Origin of the sequence: Paraclostridium bifermentans (genome assembly GCF_964259345.1) — a bacterium.
GTDB lineage: Bacteria > Bacillota > Clostridia > Peptostreptococcales > Peptostreptococcaceae > Paraclostridium > Paraclostridium bifermentans_B.
The window spans coordinates 1-17,665 of sequence record NZ_CAXVJR010000003.1; the positions used below are offsets into that span (position 1 = coordinate 1).

The 17,665-nt window shown below is 25.6% G+C and carries 13 protein-coding genes, 2 rRNA genes and 1 other RNA gene; 14 read left to right on the forward strand and 2 right to left on the reverse strand.

Annotated features, from left to right (window positions below; genetic code table 11):
* From ACEXNK_RS06305 to ACEXNK_RS06365, 13 genes are all read left to right on the forward strand, one after another.
* Nucleotides 1–489, forward strand: a 23S ribosomal RNA gene (locus tag ACEXNK_RS06305); the annotation flags it as partial.
* Nucleotides 490–568: 79 nt separating this feature from the next.
* Nucleotides 569–685, forward strand: a 5S ribosomal RNA gene (gene rrf / locus ACEXNK_RS06310).
* Between the two features lie 142 nt (nucleotides 686–827).
* Entirely contained in the window at nucleotides 828–1,697 is an 870-nt protein-coding gene (galU, locus tag ACEXNK_RS06315; RefSeq protein ID WP_373601478.1) for a UTP--glucose-1-phosphate uridylyltransferase GalU, read from the forward strand.
* A gap of 38 nt (nucleotides 1,698–1,735) precedes the next feature.
* Nucleotides 1,736–2,749, forward strand: coding sequence for a UDP-glucose 4-epimerase GalE (gene galE / locus ACEXNK_RS06320; RefSeq protein WP_373601479.1), 1,014 nt, complete (start codon nucleotides 1,736–1,738; stop codon nucleotides 2,747–2,749).
* 99 nt (nucleotides 2,750–2,848) lie between these two features.
* Nucleotides 2,849–3,186, forward strand: an RNA gene (gene rnpB, locus ACEXNK_RS06325) — RNase P RNA component class A.
* A gap of 151 nt (nucleotides 3,187–3,337) precedes the next feature.
* Nucleotides 3,338–5,035 carry a phospho-sugar mutase gene (locus tag ACEXNK_RS06330; RefSeq protein ID WP_373601480.1) on the forward strand — a complete coding sequence of 566 codons (1,698 nt, stop codon included), beginning with the start codon at nucleotides 3,338–3,340 and terminating at the stop codon, nucleotides 5,033–5,035.
* 656 nt (nucleotides 5,036–5,691) lie between these two features.
* Nucleotides 5,692–6,990 (forward strand): lipopolysaccharide biosynthesis protein, encoded by a 1,299-nt coding sequence (locus tag ACEXNK_RS06335; RefSeq protein WP_373598498.1) that lies wholly within the window; start codon nucleotides 5,692–5,694, stop codon nucleotides 6,988–6,990.
* A gap of 153 nt (nucleotides 6,991–7,143) precedes the next feature.
* Nucleotides 7,144–7,803: a sugar transferase gene (locus ACEXNK_RS06340; protein WP_373598497.1), complete on the forward strand. Its 660-nt coding sequence runs from the start codon at nucleotides 7,144–7,146 to the stop codon at nucleotides 7,801–7,803.
* Nucleotides 7,804–8,023: 220 nt separating this feature from the next.
* Nucleotides 8,024–8,740 (forward strand): WecB/TagA/CpsF family glycosyltransferase, encoded by a 717-nt coding sequence (locus ACEXNK_RS06345; RefSeq protein WP_373598496.1) that lies wholly within the window; start codon nucleotides 8,024–8,026, stop codon nucleotides 8,738–8,740.
* A complete protein-coding gene (locus ACEXNK_RS06350) occupies nucleotides 8,740–9,825 on the forward strand; it encodes a glycosyltransferase (protein WP_373598495.1) in 1,086 nt (361 codons plus the stop codon). Before ACEXNK_RS06345 ends, ACEXNK_RS06350 begins: the two co-directional genes overlap by 1 nt.
* Nucleotides 9,826–9,853: 28 nt before the next feature.
* Nucleotides 9,854–11,077, forward strand: a complete 1,224-nt coding sequence (locus ACEXNK_RS06355) for an O-antigen ligase family protein (RefSeq protein ID WP_373598494.1) — start codon at nucleotides 9,854–9,856, stop codon at nucleotides 11,075–11,077.
* A gap of 6 nt (nucleotides 11,078–11,083) precedes the next feature.
* On the forward strand, nucleotides 11,084–12,025 hold the full coding sequence (locus tag ACEXNK_RS06360; protein ID WP_373598493.1) for a glycosyltransferase: 942 nt from the start codon (nucleotides 11,084–11,086) through the stop codon (nucleotides 12,023–12,025).
* A gap of 29 nt (nucleotides 12,026–12,054) precedes the next feature.
* Nucleotides 12,055–13,077 carry a hypothetical protein gene (locus ACEXNK_RS06365; RefSeq protein WP_373598492.1) on the forward strand — a complete coding sequence of 341 codons (1,023 nt, stop codon included), beginning with the start codon at nucleotides 12,055–12,057 and terminating at the stop codon, nucleotides 13,075–13,077.
* A 745-nt stretch (nucleotides 13,078–13,822) separates the two neighbouring features.
* Here ACEXNK_RS06365 and ACEXNK_RS06370 read toward each other — a convergent pair.
* Together ACEXNK_RS06370 and ACEXNK_RS06375 are read right to left on the reverse strand one after the other, a co-directional pair.
* The gene (locus ACEXNK_RS06370) at nucleotides 13,823–14,959 is read right to left on the reverse strand and encodes a glycosyltransferase (protein WP_373598491.1); all 1,137 of its coding nucleotides are present in this window, start codon (nucleotides 14,957–14,959) and stop codon (nucleotides 13,823–13,825) included.
* 108 nt (nucleotides 14,960–15,067) lie between these two features.
* Complete coding sequence (locus ACEXNK_RS06375; RefSeq protein ID WP_373598490.1) at nucleotides 15,068–16,030, reverse strand: LCP family protein; 963 nt, start codon at nucleotides 16,028–16,030, stop codon at nucleotides 15,068–15,070.
* Between the two features lie 465 nt (nucleotides 16,031–16,495).
* Between ACEXNK_RS06375 and csaB the strand changes: the two genes are divergently transcribed.
* Entirely contained in the window at nucleotides 16,496–17,560 is a 1,065-nt protein-coding gene (csaB, locus tag ACEXNK_RS06380; RefSeq protein ID WP_373598489.1) for a polysaccharide pyruvyl transferase CsaB, read from the forward strand.
* The last annotated feature ends 105 nt before the right edge of the window (nucleotides 17,561–17,665 follow it).

The window sequence follows — 17,665 nt, forward strand, 5'->3', positions numbered from 1 at the left end:
ATGGAAGGGCCATCGCTCAACGGATAAAAGCTACCCTGGGGATAACAGGCTTATCTCCCCCAAGAGTCCACATCGACGGGGAGGTTTGGCACCTCGATGTCGGCTCATCACATCCTGGGGCTGTAGTAGGTCCCAAGGGTTGGGCTGTTCGCCCATTAAAGTGGTACGCGAGCTGGGTTCAGAACGTCGTGAGACAGTTCGGTCCCTATCCGTCGCAGGCGTAGGAAATTTGAGGAGACCTGTCCTTAGTACGAGAGGACCGGGATGGACGTACCTCTGGTGTACCAGTTGTTCTGCCAAGGGCATGGCTGGGTAGCTATGTACGGAATGGATAAGCGCTGAAAGCATCTAAGCGCGAAGCCAACTTCAAGATAAGATTTCCCACCGTAAGGGTAAGATCCCAGGAAGACTACCTGGTTGATAGGTCAAAGGTGTAAGTGCAGCAATGTATGTAGCTTATTGATACTAATAGATCGAGGACTTGACCAAGATTATTTAATCTAACAAATGATATGCAGTTTTTAGAGTACTAACTCTAACTAAATAGATATTAATCTATTAAAGATTATGTGGTTATTATAGCAAAGAGGATACACCTGTTCCCATTCCGAACACAGAAGTTAAGCTCTTTAGCGCCGATGGTACTTGGTGGGAAGCTGCCTGGGAGAGTAGGACGTAGCCGCGTAATCTTTTTTTATTATATATTATTTAGAATTGTTCGACAAAAAATGACAGACAAATTTTATAAAATAGGGTAAAATACTATAGTTATATAAAATGAGTAAAAGTTAGATATATTAACATATAAAATAAAGAGAGGTAGTAAAATGAAAAATACTGTTAAAAAGGCTATAATACCAGCAGCTGGACTAGGAACAAGATTTTTACCAGCGACTAAATCTCAACCTAAGGAAATGCTTCCAATAGTGGATAAGCCGACATTACAATATATAATAGAAGAAGCTATAAGCTCTGGAATAGAAGAAATACTTATAATAACAGGTAGAAATAAAAAATCTATAGAAGATCACTTTGATAAGTCTGTAGAGTTAGAACTTGAGTTAGAACAAAAAGGAAAAAAAGAAATGTTAGAAATGGTTAGAGAAATTTCTAATATGGTAAATATACATTATATAAGACAAAAGGAACCTAAAGGATTAGGACATGCTATATATTGTGCAAAAAGTTTTATAGGAGATGAACCTTTTGCAGTATTATTAGGAGATGATATAGTTGATTCTCAAACACCATGTCTTAAGCAGTTGATAAATGCATATGATGAGTATAAGACAAGTATACTAGGAGTCCAAGAAGTAGATAAAGAAAATACTGATAAGTATGGAATACTAGATTGTAAATATATAGAGGATAGAGTATATAAGGTTAAAGATATGGTTGAAAAACCTAATATAGATGAAGCTCCATCAAATATAGCTATACTAGGTAGATACATAATAACACCAGCTATATTTGATATATTAGAAAAGCAAGCTCCAGGTAAAGGTGGAGAAATACAACTTACAGATGCATTAAAAACTTTAGCTCAACATGAAGCAATATATGCATATAATTTTGAAGGAAGAAGATACGATGTTGGAGATAAGTTAGGGTTTTTAGAAGCAACTATAGATTTTGCATTAAAAAGAGAGAATTTAAAAGATGGATTAATGGAGTATATGAAGAATATAGTAAAATAGAAATATTAAAAATTAATTAAAAGAAAAGAGGAGATTTTATGGCAGTTTTAGTAACTGGTGGAGTTGGATATATAGGGAGTCACACTACTATAGAACTTATAGAAGCTGGAAGAGAAGTAGTTATAGTAGATAATTTATCAAACAGTAACATAATAGTTCTTGATAGAATTGAAGAATTAACAGGAATAAGACCTAAATTTTATGAGATAGATGTTCAAGATAAAAAAAATTTAGAAAAAGTATTTGAAGAAAATACAATAGATTCAGTTATACACTTTGCGGCATCAAAAGCAGTAGGAGAATCAGTTGAAAAGCCTCTAGAATATTATTCTAATAACTTAATTAATACACTGATATTATTAGAAACTATGAGAAATTATGATGTAAAAAACTTTGTATTTAGTTCATCAGCAACAGTATATGGAGATCCTCATGCATGTCCAATATTAGAAGATTTTCCATTATCAGCTACAAATCCTTATGGAAGAACTAAGTTGATGATAGAAGATATGCTAAGAGATATATGTAAAGCTGATAAAAGCTTAAATGTAGCAATACTTAGATATTTTAATCCAGTAGGTGCGCATAAGAGTGGTAGAATAGGAGAAGAACCAAACGGAATACCTAATAATCTGATGCCATATATAACTAAAGTAGCAATAGGTCAATTAAAAGAATTAAGTGTATTTGGTGATGATTATAATACTCCTGATGGAACAGGGGTAAGAGACTATATACATGTTGTAGATTTATCTAGAGGACATGTAAAGGCGCTTGATAAGCTAGAAACTAATTCAGGTCTAGTTACTTATAATTTGGGAACAGGAAATGGATATAGTGTATTAGATATGGTTAAAGCGTTTGAAAAGGCTAGTGGTAGAAAAATTGCATATAAAATAGTAGATAGAAGAGCAGGAGATATAGCTATGTGTTATGCAGATGCAACTAAAGCTAAAAATGAATTAGGATGGGAAGCAAAATATAAGTTAGATGAAATGTGTGAAGATTCTTGGAGATGGCAATCTAGTAATCCAGAAGGATATGAAAAATAAATCTTACACATAAGATAAGGTAAATTATAGAATTGTGTAAAATAATTTGACATAATAACTTAAAATATGTTAATATAAGTTCACGTTAAAAATGAATATTGAGTAGGTCAGATAATCGCGGGTAGCATTAGCTACACGAGGAAAGTCGGAGCTCCATAGAGCAGGGTGCTAGGTAACGCCTAGTGAGAGCGATCTTAAGGAAAGTGCAACAGAAAATAACCGCCATTTATGGTAAGGATGAAAAGGTGAGGTAAGAGCTCACCAGCTACTAGGTGACTAGTAGGCTGTGTAAACCCCACCCGGAGCAAGGCCAAGTTAGGATAAAAAGAGTATTGCTCGTACTCTCCGGTTGGTAGGCCGCTTGAGCTTGTTGGTGACAATAAGCCTAGAAAGATGATTATCTAATACAGAACTCCGCTTATAGATTTGCTCAATCAAAAAGAAATTAAGACACTAGGTTTATTCCTGGTGTTTTTTTATTGATATAAAATAGGGGATACTTATAAACTATAGAAAATAATAAAAATATATAGTAAAATTAATAATGAAACAAAATCGAGGGATAAAATTTAAAAAGGAGTTACAAATATGAATTATAAAGAAATATATAATGAATGGTTAAATAATCAATACTTTGATGTAGATACAAAGCAAGAGCTTAATGAAATAAAAAGTAATGAAAATGAAATAAAAGAAAGATTCTATAAAAACCTAGAATTTGGAACTGCAGGATTAAGAGGGATAATAGGAGCAGGAACAAATAGAATTAATGATTATACAGTTGCTAGAGCAACATATGGATTAGCAAATTATATAATAAAAAATGTAGGAAAAAAAGGTCAGGAAAGAGGTGTAGTTATAGCTCATGATAGTAGATACAAATCAAGAGAATTTTGCTTACAAACAGCAAATACATTAGCTGCATGTGGAATAAAGGCTTATATATTTGATGGGCTAAGAACAACACCAGAACTTTCTTTTGCAGTTAGAAGTTTGAATTGTATAGCAGGAGTTGTTATAACGGCTAGTCATAATCCTCCAGAATATAATGGATATAAAGTTTATTGGGAAGATGGAGCTCAGGTTATGCCTGATATAGCGGATGAAATAACTAAAGAAGTTAATGCAATAGAAGATTATAGTCAAATACCAACAATAAAAGAAGAACAAAAAGAATTAGTAATTACACTAGGACCAGAGCAAGATACTTTATTTATAGAGGCTGTAAAGAAACAATTTATAGGTAAAGAAACTGTAGCAAAGATTGGAAAAGATTTTAAAATAGTTTATACACCACTTTGTGGAACAGGAAATGTGCCAATTCAAAGAGTTTTAAAAGAAGTAGGATTCGATAATGTATTAATGGTAAAAGAAGAAGAACTCCCAGATCCTAATTTCGCAGGAATAAATTATCCGAATCCTGAAGATAAAAAGGCTTTAGAAAGAGGTATAAACTTAGCTAAAAAAGAAAATGCAAATTTAGTTATAGCAACTGATCCTGATTGTGATAGAGTTGGATTAGCTGTAAAAACAAATAAAGGTGAATATGAACTATTAACTGGAAATCAGATAGGAGCACTGTTAGTAGACTATGTATTAAATAATTTAAAAGAAAAGAATGAAATACCAAAAAATTCAACAATAATAAAAACTATAGTTACCTCTGAGTTTGGTGCAAAAGTTGCTAAGAGATATGGTGTTGATTGTATGAATGTTCTAACAGGATTTAAATTTATTGGAGATAAAATTAAAAGTTTTGAAGAAACTAATGAGAAAACTTTTATAATGGGATATGAAGAAAGCTATGGATATTTAGTTGGAACTCACGCTAGAGATAAAGATGGAGTAGTATCAGCTATGTTAATTTCTGATATGGCAGCATACCATTATAGCAAAGGTATGAGTTTATATGAAGCACTTATGGAACTTTATAACAAAGTAGGATATTTCAAGGAAGATATGATTTCTCTTACTTTAAGTGGAATAGAAGGTCTTGAAAAAATTAAAAATATAATGAAATATTTTAGAGAAAATGGTCTTAATGGTGTAGAGGGAATAGACATAATAGAAATTAAAGATTATAACCTTGGAATTGACGGATTACCTAAGTCAAACGTACTTAAATTTATATTAAAATCTGGATCTTGGATTGCAATTAGACCATCAGGAACAGAACCCAAGTTAAAATTATATATAGGTGTAAATGGTAAAAATGAAAATTTAGTAAATGAAAAAATGAAAATAATAAAATTTGAACTAAATAATAAAATTAGTAAACTAATATAAATATAAGTCTGAGATTTTATATAAATAGCTACTTATTATAAGAAATGAAAGTGATTATTTGTACATTTTTTTAACATAAAACTAAAGTAGGTATATACATTTCTATATGATTATTGTAATATTCTAAAACTATACAATTTCTAAGATTTATAATTTAAAAATAAAAAATATTACTTTGAATAAATTTGAATTATTTAAAATAAATTGAGGGTAAAATTATAAAGACATATTATGATTTTGTAACATAATATATCTTTATAAAGTTAGCTGTATATGATAGAATAAATAGTAATGTATATTTAAAAAACATAAGTGTTTTAATATATATTTCGATACTTTATTGTAATTTAACATAGAATTAGCGTATAGTACTAATGGAGATTTTATAGAAATAATATAGAATGTTTTAATTTTTATTAGAATTTATATATTGATTTTCATATTTGTATTATATATACTGTAGAAATGCAAAATATGACTAATTAGATAAAAAATATAATTCTAAATTGTTAGATGAAAATTAATTGGATTTTAAATATAGGTAATAAAAGCTTAACCCTATAAAGTATTACATCCTTTATAGGGTTAATTTTAAGAATTAATACATTTAATATATATTTAGACAATTTAAGATTAAACTTCAAAATGGAGGTAATATGTTAAAAAATATCAGATACAATATAAGCAATAATAAGTTAATTAAAAATTTTTTTGTTTTATTAACAGGAGAATCTGTTATATCGGTTTTAGGGATGCTTAATTTAGCATTAATAATTAATGCAATAGGACAACAAGCAAATGGAATGATAATAATGGTTCAGACATATACATCTTTATTTGCTAGTATATTTGCATTTAAATCATTTCAAGCTTTAATAAAATATTTAGCAGCAAGTATAGAAAATAATGACATAGAAAAGGCTAAAGAATATATAAAGTTTTCGTATATACTTGATATAAGTGCTTGTTTAATATCTGCTATAGTTGCATATATAGCACTTGATATATCTTTTAATATAATGGGCTGGCCAAATGAACTAAAACCATATGTTAAATTATATATAATAACTTTATTGTTTAGTATACAAGGAACTCCAATAGGTATACTAAGAATATATAATAAATTTAACTTAACCGTATATTCAAATCTTGCTACAGTTATAATGAGAACACTACTATATTGTTTAGGATATTATTACAAGTTAAATTTTGACTTTTTCTTTTACACAGAGCTTATATTAGTATTAGTAAATAGTTTATTTTTAATAATAGCATCACTAAAAACATTAAAAGAAAATGAACTGTTAAATTTTTATAAAAGTAAGCTTAAGTTTGATAAGTCATTTTTTATGTTTAATTTTTATAGTAATATATCTTCTACAATAGATATACCAGTAAATCAATTGACAATAATGATTATGAATAAATATCTAGGATTTGCAGATATATCAATATATAGAACATTTGAAAAGCTAGGATCTATTATATCAAAACTAGGTTCTCCTATATCTCAAATAATTTATCCTGAAATTAGTATGATGATAGCGAAAAATGAAATAGATAAAGCTAAAAAATTATCGAAAAAATTATTTTTTGGAATATCAGGAGTAGGAATATTAGCGATAATAGGTATTATATTTACTTATAAATATTGGTTATTTATCTTTATAAAAGATTATCAAAAATATATAATTCCTTTAATTATATATTTTGTGTACATTTTATATATAAACTCGGTTACAGGAACTCATACTTTATTTATGTCATTAAACTATATAAAGTATACAATACCTATATTGATAGTTATAAATACTTTGTATTTAGGAGGATTATATATTTTAATAAAAGCATTAGGAATTTTAGGTGTAGTATTAAGCTTGTTAATACAATCTATATTAGTAGTTGTAACTAAAATTGTAATAATGAAAAGAAATAATTATAAAGAATTAATTTAAAATTTATATTTTAAAAATAGATATGGATATAATAATACAAACATAAAAATTTAAAATATATTAAGAAAACAATGAAATAAAAATTATTATAATAAAATTAGCATATTTAATAAAATATCTATGATTTGCAGATAATAAATAAGGAGGCAACTTATGAATATGCAATGTGAAAAAGATATTAGAGAGAGAAGTGAAAATGAAAAATCATTTATGTATTATTTCCTTAAAAGAACTATTGATATAATAGGCTCTTTAATTGCTATTGTACTACTATCACCTATATTTGTAATTATAGCAATCACTATAAAAATAGATGATCCAAAAGGAAAAATATTTTTCTCTCAATATAGAAATGGAAAAGATTCTAAATTATTTAAAATGTATAAGTTTAGGTCGATGGTACACAATGCAGAAGAATTAAAAAATTTATTACAAGATAAAAATGAGATGAATGGACCTGTGTTTAAAATAAAGGATGATCCAAGGATTACTAGAATAGGTAAATTTATAAGGAGAACTAGTTTAGACGAATTACCCCAACTATTCAATGTTTTAAAAGGAGATATGAGTTTTGTTGGGCCCAGACCTCCATTACCTAAAGAGGTTGAACAATATAATGATTACCAGATGCAAAGACTGTCAGTAAAACCAGGATTAACATGTTATTGGCAAGTTAGTGGAAGGAATAATATTGATTTTGATGAATGGATTGAATTAGATTTAAAATATATAAAAGAAAGAAATATACTTTTAGATTTGAAACTTATTTTTATTACAATACCATGTTTAATTGGGGATAAGGATGCATCATAAAAAATACAATAAAATTAAAATTAAAACACCTTAGTTTATTTAAAATTAGGGTGTTTTAATTTTATCTACGAAAAAAGTCAAGATATTACAATGTGACTTTTAAGAAAGTAGTAATTATAGTATAATAGTATATACTGTAATAATAAAAATATGTATAATTAATAAATTTCAACTTACACAAATTAGAAATAATTTAGATAAGTATAAAATGGAGGTATAGATGGAACGTTTATTTGATATGAAATTCTATGATAAGAGCTTAAGTAACTTAGTTGAAGAATTAGGATACATTATAGATAGAGATAAAAAAGCATCAATTTTCACACCAAATGTAGATCATATTATAAATTTAAAAGAAAATTATCAAGTAAAAGAAAAGTATATTGATGGTGATTACATAATTGCAGATGGGTGGCCTTTAGTTGCTGTAGGAAAGATAAAGGGAATTAATGTTAGTAGAATAACGGGTGTAGACTTAATGGATAGTTTATTAGAGCTAGCAAATAAAAAAGGATATGGATTATATTTTTTAGGAGCTCAAGATGATACATTAAATAAATTAAGTGAAAATATAAAAGGAAAATATAAAAATATAACAGAAATAAACTATCATCATGGATACTTCAAAAACGATGATGAAATAATAAGTTATATAAATAATTCTAAAACTAATATATTATTCGTGGGAATGGGAAATCCAAAACAAGAAATTTGGATAAAAAATAATATTGAAAAATTAAATATAAATATAGCAATTGGTGTAGGAGGAGCATTTAAAATATTTTCTGAAGAAATAGAAAGAGCACCAAGATGGGTTCAAAAAATTGGTATGGAATGGTTTTATAGATTTACCAAAGAACCTAAAAGATTATTTGGCAGGTATTTCATAAAGTATCCTAAGTTTATAAAATATACAATAAAGGAGATTATGAATTAATGACAAAAAAAAATATTATGATTATTGATATAGGAAAGGAATATGGTGGGGCAGAAAATCAAATTTTAAATTTAATAAACGAATTATCACCAGACTATAATATAATATTAGTTTTAAATGAAATTGGTGAGTTTATAAATAATTTAAATGATATAAATTGTAATATTATAAAAATAAAAAATACACCATTAGAAATTTTAAAAAATGCAAAATATATCTCAAGTTGTATTATAGAAAATAACATAGATATTATAAATGCTCATGGTATAATAGCTAGTTTAATAGCAGTGCTAGCAAATAAAAAAGCTATGAAGAAGTTGGTTATAAATATCCATAGTGACAGTCAGTATGACTTTAATGGAATTAAGAAAATAATATATTCATTTATAGAACTTTTTACTTTAAGGAAGGCGGATAAAATTATAACCGTTTCTAAAGACTTAAAATATAAGATAATAGAGAGATATAAAATAAATAAAGATAAGATAATTAATATTAATAATGGAATAAATATTAAACATATAAGCAATAGAACTATAAAAGATGATAAATTTAAATTTTTATTTGTAGGAAGACTTGAAAAAGTAAAAAATGTACCTTTTTTAATAAATGCTATGAAGGAATTAAAATTAAAAGGTTATAACTTTAGTTGTGATATAGTTGGTAGTGGATCGGAAGAGGAGCAATTAAAAGAAATTGTTAATATTAATAATTTAGAATCGAGTATAAATTTTCTTGGATATCAAGAAGATATAAGTGAATTTATGATACAATCTAACTTGCTTTTACTTACATCAAACATGGAAGGAATGCCAATTGTTATAATTGAGGCATTTGGATATAACTTACCAGTAATATCGAGTAATGTAGGTGGAATAAATGAAATTATAACTAATAAAAAAACAGGAATATTATATGAAAAGAACAATATGAATGAATTTGTTGATATATTAGAAAGAATATTAAATAATGATATCGACTTAAACTCGATTTCAAATAATGCATACTTAGAATATAAGACTAAATGGACTAGTTCTTCAATGAGTGAGAAATATATGAATGTATTTGAAGAAATTGATATTTAGATTTAAGTAGAAATAAGGAGAATAACAAATGATAATAAATCAGGAAAAATATAATTATATTCCTATAATTAGTGTATATTTTTTAGCATTAGTTTTGATAAAAGTAATAGTTTTAGATAATTTTAACTACATCTTTTTTGTAACAATAGGATCAATAGGCTTTATAGTATATAACCTAAAATCAATATTAGGAATAAAAAAATTGTATGTAAATATAAATGAATTTAAATGGATAGTTAATAGTATATTAATTTATACTATATTTGTTTTGGGATTAACAATATTTAAAGTACCTAAAGCTATTATATATAGCATAAATATTTTGACACCATTTTTAACTATGATATTTTTAATATATGATATGGTAGAGTATGAGTACATTATTTTAAATATTAAAAAAATAATAATATATATTTTTTTAGGAACTTCAATTGCAGCTTTAATTATGCTATGTTTCGGGTATAGTAAAATTGATATATCATTTGATCATATATTAACTTTTATACCTACAAAAGATTATATTGCAACTGATAATGAAATAAGATTAGCGTGGTTAACTTCTCATAAAAGTAGATATGCATTATATTGTTTAATTGGAATACTATTTATTTATAACACAAACTTAGTTGATAGAAAAATAAAAAATATAAGTATTTTGCTTTTATATATAAATCTGTTTTTGACAAGTTCATTAACGTCTATAGCTATAGGTATAGTAGCATGGATATTGCTTCAATATAAAAAAATATTTGAATTTATAAATAAGCATAAATGGTCAAAGTATATAATAATAGTTACAATTTTTATTGGATTTATAACTACAGTTATATATATAAGTGGAAGAAGGAATATTTTAACACTAGGCTCAAGATTGTATATATGGCAAAGTGCTATTGGACAAATTGTTAAAGAACCTATGGGAATTGTAGCTATGGGTAAAGATTTTCTTATGTCGAATGAAAATTTAAACTTCCTTTTTACAAATGGACATAATATTTTTTTAAATGAACTTATAGAAAGAGGAGTAATAGGAACTGTATTATTCTTATTTATATTTATAAGTATATTTAAATTGTTTTACAATAGTAAAAATTATTATTATATATATGCAAATATAGTATGTATTTTAGGTGGATTAATAGATTATACAATAGCGGAGGAAATGACATATATATTTTGGTTTATAAATGCTATATGGTGTGCTGAATCTATTTTATACTTAAAGAATAGAAATATTATTAGAAAGAGGTAAGTTATTGTGGAATCAAAAAAAGTTTCAGTAATAATGGGAGTATACAATGAAAAAGAAGAATGGGTTAAGAAAAGTATAGAATCTATTATTAATCAAACATATAAGAATATAGAATTTATAGTAATATTAGATAATCCACAAAATAAAGAGTTATCTAAATTAATAACTAAATATGCTAATGTAGATAAAAGAATTAGATTTTATATAAATGAAATTAATTTAGGATTAATAAAAACTTTAAATAAAGCTATAGACTTATCAGAAGGTGAGTATATAGCTAGAATGGATGCAGATGATATTTCAGAAAAAGAAAGAATAGCTAAGCAGGTTGAGTTTTTAGAACAGAACAAAGACTATTCATTAGTAGGTGCTAAATTATCATATATTGATGAAGTTGGAAAAGAAATAAATATAATTGATAAAAGACCAATTGAATATAAATCTATTGTAGAATACTGTAAATATGATAATGCATTTGCACACCCTACATTAATGTATAAAAGAGACGATATTATAAGAATTGGTAAATATAAGAATGCTGAGTATGCAGAAGATTATGATTTAATATTAAGATTTATAGTAGATGGTAAAAAAGTTTGCAATATAGATGAAAGATTACTTAAGTATAGGATTAGAGATACGGGTGTTTCTATAAGTAAAAAAAATTATCAAGTTACAACAACACAATACTTACAAGGTTTATATAAAAATAGTATTTTAAATAATACAGACTATATATTTGATGAAAAGTATTTAGATCGTTTATTTGAAATAGATAATACAAATAAAGGAATTGAAATAGATAATTTACATAAAAAATCTCTAGAATATGGGGATAATGGAAAAAAAATATTAAAACTTAGATGTATAATAAAGCTTATTTTAAAATCTAAAAAATATAGATTATGGTATAAAAATAAATTAATAACTAAGATTAAATTTAAATAAAGTATTAGGTTAGTTAAGGAGTGTGGAATATGGCAAAGAATACAAGGGTCATAACTTGTGCAAGTTATGGAGGGACAGGATCTTCAGCGATAACGGACTTACTAAAGGAATTTTCTAACATAAAGTCAATGGGAGATTTTGAATTTGCTTTTTTACATGAAGTTGATGGTGTATCTGATCTTCAACATTATGTTGTAGATGATTTTCATAGATTAAAAACGGATGAAGGATTATATAGATTTTTAAATTTATGTTATGATTTAAATTATAATCAAGGATACAATAAGATTATAGGAAATGATAAGTTTTATGAAATATCAAAAAAATATGTAGAAGATATCCAAGGTGTAACATGGGATGGGTATTGGCATATGCACAGAAATAGAGTATCAAAACTCAAGAGAAGAATTATATATGGACCGGATGAAATCAAACTTAGGGTATATAGACAAATAATAGGAAAATTTAATGATAGGTACAAAGAATTTACACCTGAATTTAAAAAATCTACTATTCGATTAGCTAATATACCATATGATGAATTTATAAAGCATACCAAAAAATATACAAGTGACTTTGTAAATTTATTTACTCAAAATCAAGAATTTGATTTTATTGCACTAGATCAGTTATTACCCCCTACAAACCTGAATAGATATACTAATTATTTTAATGATATAAAAGTTATTGTGGTAGATAGAGATCCCAGAGATCTATATGTGTTAAATAAAGTATATTGGAAAGAGGGATGGATACCCACTGAAGACGTAGAAACATATATAAAATGGTTTGAATTATTAAGAAAAAATATAGATTCTAATAGCAATGTATTAAGAATAAATTTTGAAGATTTAATCTATAAATATGAAAAAACTGTAGAAAAAATAATGAATTTTATAGAAATTGATAAAGAAAAACATGAATTTAAAAAACAATATTTCATACCTGAAGTTTCTATAAAAAATACTAAATTATGGGATAAGCATAAAGAGCTAAACAAAGAAATTGAGATGATAAGTAAAAAGTTAAATTCATATTGTTATAATTTGTAGCAGGTAAACATTAATTATGTATTACATAAAAGAGTCCCTTTGTCAAGGATATTAAAAAAGAGGAGAATTAAGAAACATCTAAAAGCTGATTCCTATATTGTATAGGGGTTGGCTTTTTTAATTTTAATTATTTTAGTTTCATCAATTTATCTATAGTTTCAATTATAATGTTGATAAATCTTTTATCATAGATAGATACGAAACTTTATTATTATGATATTGAACTTATTTTTTAATATCAATTTTATCAATCTAGAAGCTTTCTTATATCTAAAATAATTCTTTATTTTTGATTTAAGGTTGTTGTTTTCATTAGTATATATAGTTTTAAATCTCCTTAAAAACTATAATAAACTGAAGTAGAGACATGTGCAATTTTGCATAAATATTTAGTTATATTATTAAGATTAAAATCTTTGATTAAGTTTTATATTAACTTAAATAATTTATATGGGGGTAACTCCTTGTTTATAACATGCTTTTGAAACTCGAGCTTTTTTATTAATTCAAGATTCAATTTAAAATACTTTATTTCAATATATTTCTTAGAATAAGTTCTTAAATAGTTAACTTCATTCTAAGTGTTATCCTGAATTTATACTATTAATTTCAATTATCGTAATATCAAATTAATAAATTTAAATTAATAGTATACAAAAATATCATATATATGGACACACTTTTTATTGTGTCCAATATATATGATACATTTTACATAATATATAATCATTTTTTATAGTAAATACTATTTAATCAAAATTGAATTAACCTTATCAAACTGGGTATCTAAAGAATATTTTTTTACAAAGGGGATACAGTTGTTTTTAAATTCAGATAAAGTTTTATCATCTGATAATAAAGAGTATATAGAGTTAGCTAATTCATTACTAGTATTTATTATAATGCCGCACCTTGAATTATTACTTAGTTCAGAAACACCACCAACATTTGTTGATATAAATGGAACCCCTAAAGCTAAAGATTCTACTAACACTGTGGGGAACCCTTCTGATAAAGATGTAAGTGTCATGATTTTAGCAGATTTTATATAGGGATAAGGATTTTTAACATAACCTATTAACTGTATATTATCTTCAAGGCCTAAGTCTTTAATAAGATTTATTAAATTTGACTTTTCTGGACCATCACCTAAAATTTTAACCCTAATATTAGGGAGCGACTTTTTTAAAATAGAAATGGATTCTATTAAAAGTTTGAAATTTTTATTTTTATCTAATCTACCAATTGAAACAATATCAAAATTATCAATAGAAAAAGATTTTGATTTTAAAATTATATCTTCGAAATCATATCCGTTATTGATTTCTATAATTTTATTTGAAAATTGAGGATATAAATCTATTAAAGACTTAGTTGTTCTAGCAGAAATTGATACTATATAGTTACAGCTATTAAGTGCACTAAGTTGTTTAGTGTACAACTGCTTAACTTTAAATTTATTAAAGCTATTTAAATTGTTAAAATTCAAGTCTTCAATTGATCCATGAAACCAACAAATTTTTTTAGAATTTATATTGCTTATTATAAAACTAGGGTATAAGTAATTAAATGATATTGAGACATCAAATTTATTTAATGAATATTTTTTTATAAAATATTTGGGGAAATTTTTCATAATAAAAAAAATATATTTTCTATAAAATTTATATTGTATACTATTATCTAAAACTTTAGATTTGAATATATACCCAAGATAATTAAATTTTTTGCTATTAATATAATCGTTGTGAATTCCTTTTTCTAGCTCGAGAACACTAACTTTATAACCATGTTTGGATAATGATGAAATTAAGTTGAATAGTACTTTTTCAGATCCACCTCCATTACTAAATGTCCATGGAATAAATAAAATATTTTTCATAAAAACCTCCTTTTTAATATGTATTTAAAATATAATATTTGAATTAGATTTATATTATATATAAAATAATCTATAGAAAGACAATTCTATAGATTATTTTAGTTATTTTTAAATTTTAGGCATTACATTATTAAATATAAAGTCATGAAGTATAGGTAAATTTTTTGAAGCATCAAATTGAAGTACCCAACCATCACTTCCAACAATCCCACCGGTACTATACTCAGCAATAGGGAACTCAAGTTGCTTTATATCAAAGTTACCGATACTAAGTACTGAAGCACCTAGTTTAATAATCTCGGTTGGCTTCATATTAGTTTTTACATAAGGTAAAATAGTATCTACAAGCTCAGGATATTTAGTTACAGGTAAGTTTTGAAGTCCTGTAGCAAGACCTTGCATTATTTCTCTTTGACGATGATCTCTTTCCATAGCAGAATCGTTATAACGTATACGAGCATAAGCAAGCGTTTGATACCCATTTAGCTTTTGATAACCTGTTGACTCTACAAATTTAAGGTCTCCTTTATTAGGGTTTGTATTAAGATCATAACACTCTTGTGTATATTTTCTTAATTCGCTAAGTTCATTTTTTTGAACATCAACACTAACTCCTCCAAGTGTATCAACAATATCCATAAAAGAAAAGAAATTAACTATTGCGTAATTTTGTATATCTAGTTCAAAATTACTTTCGATAGTTTCAATTAATAAGTTAACTCCTCCGTAAGCATAAGCGTGTGTTAACTTTTCCATACCATGTCCTGGTATATTCACATATGTATCTCTAGCTAAAGATGTAAGCTTTAAACTTTTGTGTTTATTATCTACTGTAAGAATCATCATTGAATCAGACCTAGCTTTTTCATGAAGATTTCTAGCATCTATTCCAACTAATAATATATTAGTTATACCTTTTTCTTCTTTGTAATCAGTTTTATTAAGTAACTGTGTATCTGCATTGTTATCATAAATACTATGAAGTTTAAAGTAAATTAAGCCAAATGCCCCAGCAGGTATCAAAATTACAAGAAGTAATAGAGCTATAACGAATTTTTTTAAATTCGACAAAATAATCCCTTCTTTCTCACGATTTTTATGTACACTTAATTATATTAAACTATATACATATATTCAATACATAAAAATTATAAAAGAATAACAAAATTGAAACATAGGGTAAAGATTAACAATTAATTAAAATAGAGTTTAAATAGTTCTGGGAATAATAGGTATTATCTTTTTAAATAATGTAAATTAATATAATATTAGATTCCAGTTATAATGTAAGTTTATATTTATAGGTAAGATATGAACTCAACTAAGTGAAACATGTATACAAAGCATTTTTTAAATGGTAAAATATATAGAAGATTGAGTTGAAAAATATACAAAAAATGTAAAAAATAATGATAAAACAATAATTTATAATAAGTAGTATATAAGTCTGTATATATTTTTTTTATTATTAAGGATACCATTTTTCTGATTTAAACTAATATAAAATTAAAATATATTAAATAAAGGAGAGGTAGCATGAGGATATTGATCTCAGGATATTATGGATTTGACAATTCAGGAGATGAAGCTATACTAAAATCTATAATTTCTGATCTGAGAGAAATTAATTCTAAAATAGATATAGTTGTACTATCTAATGATATTGAATATACAGAGCGGAGATATAAGGTAAAGGCTGTAGATAGATGGAATATATTTAGAATTTACAAAGAACTTAAGAACTGTGATGGATTAATTAGTGGTGGGGGAAGTTTGTTGCAAGATGTCACTAGTTTGAGATCTATTATATACTATACATCAATAATTAGAATTGCAAAAGTTTTAAAAATACCAACATTTATATATGCACAAGGCATAGGACCTATAAATAAAAGTTCTAGTAAAAAACGAGTAAAGAAGGCATTGGATAAAGTTGATTATATAACACTTAGAGATAAAGAATCATTAGAGCTATTAAGATACATAGGTGTTAATAAAGATGTAGATATAGTACCTGATCCTGTAATGGGACTTAATATAGATGATATTCATATAAGTAAATTAGACCTAGATGAGTACATAACAGTAAGTGTGCGAACTTGGAAAAACAGTAATATAGATTTTGCTAAAAAGATAGCAAAAGCATGTGATGAAATATCTCTATTAAATAAAAAAATAGTATTTGTTCCAATGCAAGGGAAAAATGACTATAATGAGTCTTGTAAAATCGTTGATTTTATGGAACAAGATGCAATAGTAGCAGATTATAATATGACTATAGAAGAAAAAATAATGCTTATAAAAAATTCAAAGTTAATGATAGGTATGAGATTACATTCATTAATATTTGCAGCTATATCAAATACTCCTATGATTGGAATATCATACGACCCTAAAGTAGAATCTTTTTTAAAACTTATAAATCAAAAGTGTATAGGCAGGGTAGATGAAGATTGGAAATATGAAGAGTTACTAGAACTAAGTAAATATGTTTTTAAAAATGAAACATCAATAAAAAAAGATTTAGAAATATATTCAAATAAATTAAAGAATGATTCTAAAGAAACTGCTAGGAGAGCTATAAATATATTTAATAGATAAAAATTCAAGTATTGAAGATATATATATGGTACTAAGCAAATATTTATTAAATTTATATATTGAAAATAAAAGAATAAACTTCTAAGTAAATATAAAATATTTTTA

What these genes read in the sequence shown, in the direction of transcription:
- ACEXNK_RS06340 (WP_373598497.1), top strand. Translation starts at nt 7,144, where the DNA reads ATGAATATGCAATGTGAAAAAGATATTAGAGAGAGAAGTGAAAATGAA.
- ACEXNK_RS06345 (WP_373598496.1), top strand. Translation starts at nt 8,024, where the DNA reads ATGGAACGTTTATTTGATATGAAATTCTATGATAAGAGCTTAAGTAAC.
- ACEXNK_RS06370 (WP_373598491.1), bottom strand. Translation starts at nt 14,959, where the DNA reads ATGAAAAATATTTTATTTATTCCATGGACATTTAGTAATGGAGGTGGA.
- ACEXNK_RS06330 (WP_373601480.1), top strand. Translation starts at nt 3,338, where the DNA reads ATGAATTATAAAGAAATATATAATGAATGGTTAAATAATCAATACTTT.
- ACEXNK_RS06355 (WP_373598494.1), top strand. Translation starts at nt 9,854, where the DNA reads ATGATAATAAATCAGGAAAAATATAATTATATTCCTATAATTAGTGTA.
- galE (WP_373601479.1), top strand. Translation starts at nt 1,736, where the DNA reads ATGGCAGTTTTAGTAACTGGTGGAGTTGGATATATAGGGAGTCACACT.
- ACEXNK_RS06350 (WP_373598495.1), top strand. Translation starts at nt 8,740, where the DNA reads ATGACAAAAAAAAATATTATGATTATTGATATAGGAAAGGAATATGGT.
- csaB (WP_373598489.1), top strand. Translation starts at nt 16,496, where the DNA reads ATGAGGATATTGATCTCAGGATATTATGGATTTGACAATTCAGGAGAT.
- ACEXNK_RS06365 (WP_373598492.1), top strand. Translation starts at nt 12,055, where the DNA reads ATGGCAAAGAATACAAGGGTCATAACTTGTGCAAGTTATGGAGGGACA.
- galU (WP_373601478.1), top strand. Translation starts at nt 828, where the DNA reads ATGAAAAATACTGTTAAAAAGGCTATAATACCAGCAGCTGGACTAGGA.
- ACEXNK_RS06335 (WP_373598498.1), top strand. Translation starts at nt 5,692, where the DNA reads ATGTTAAAAAATATCAGATACAATATAAGCAATAATAAGTTAATTAAA.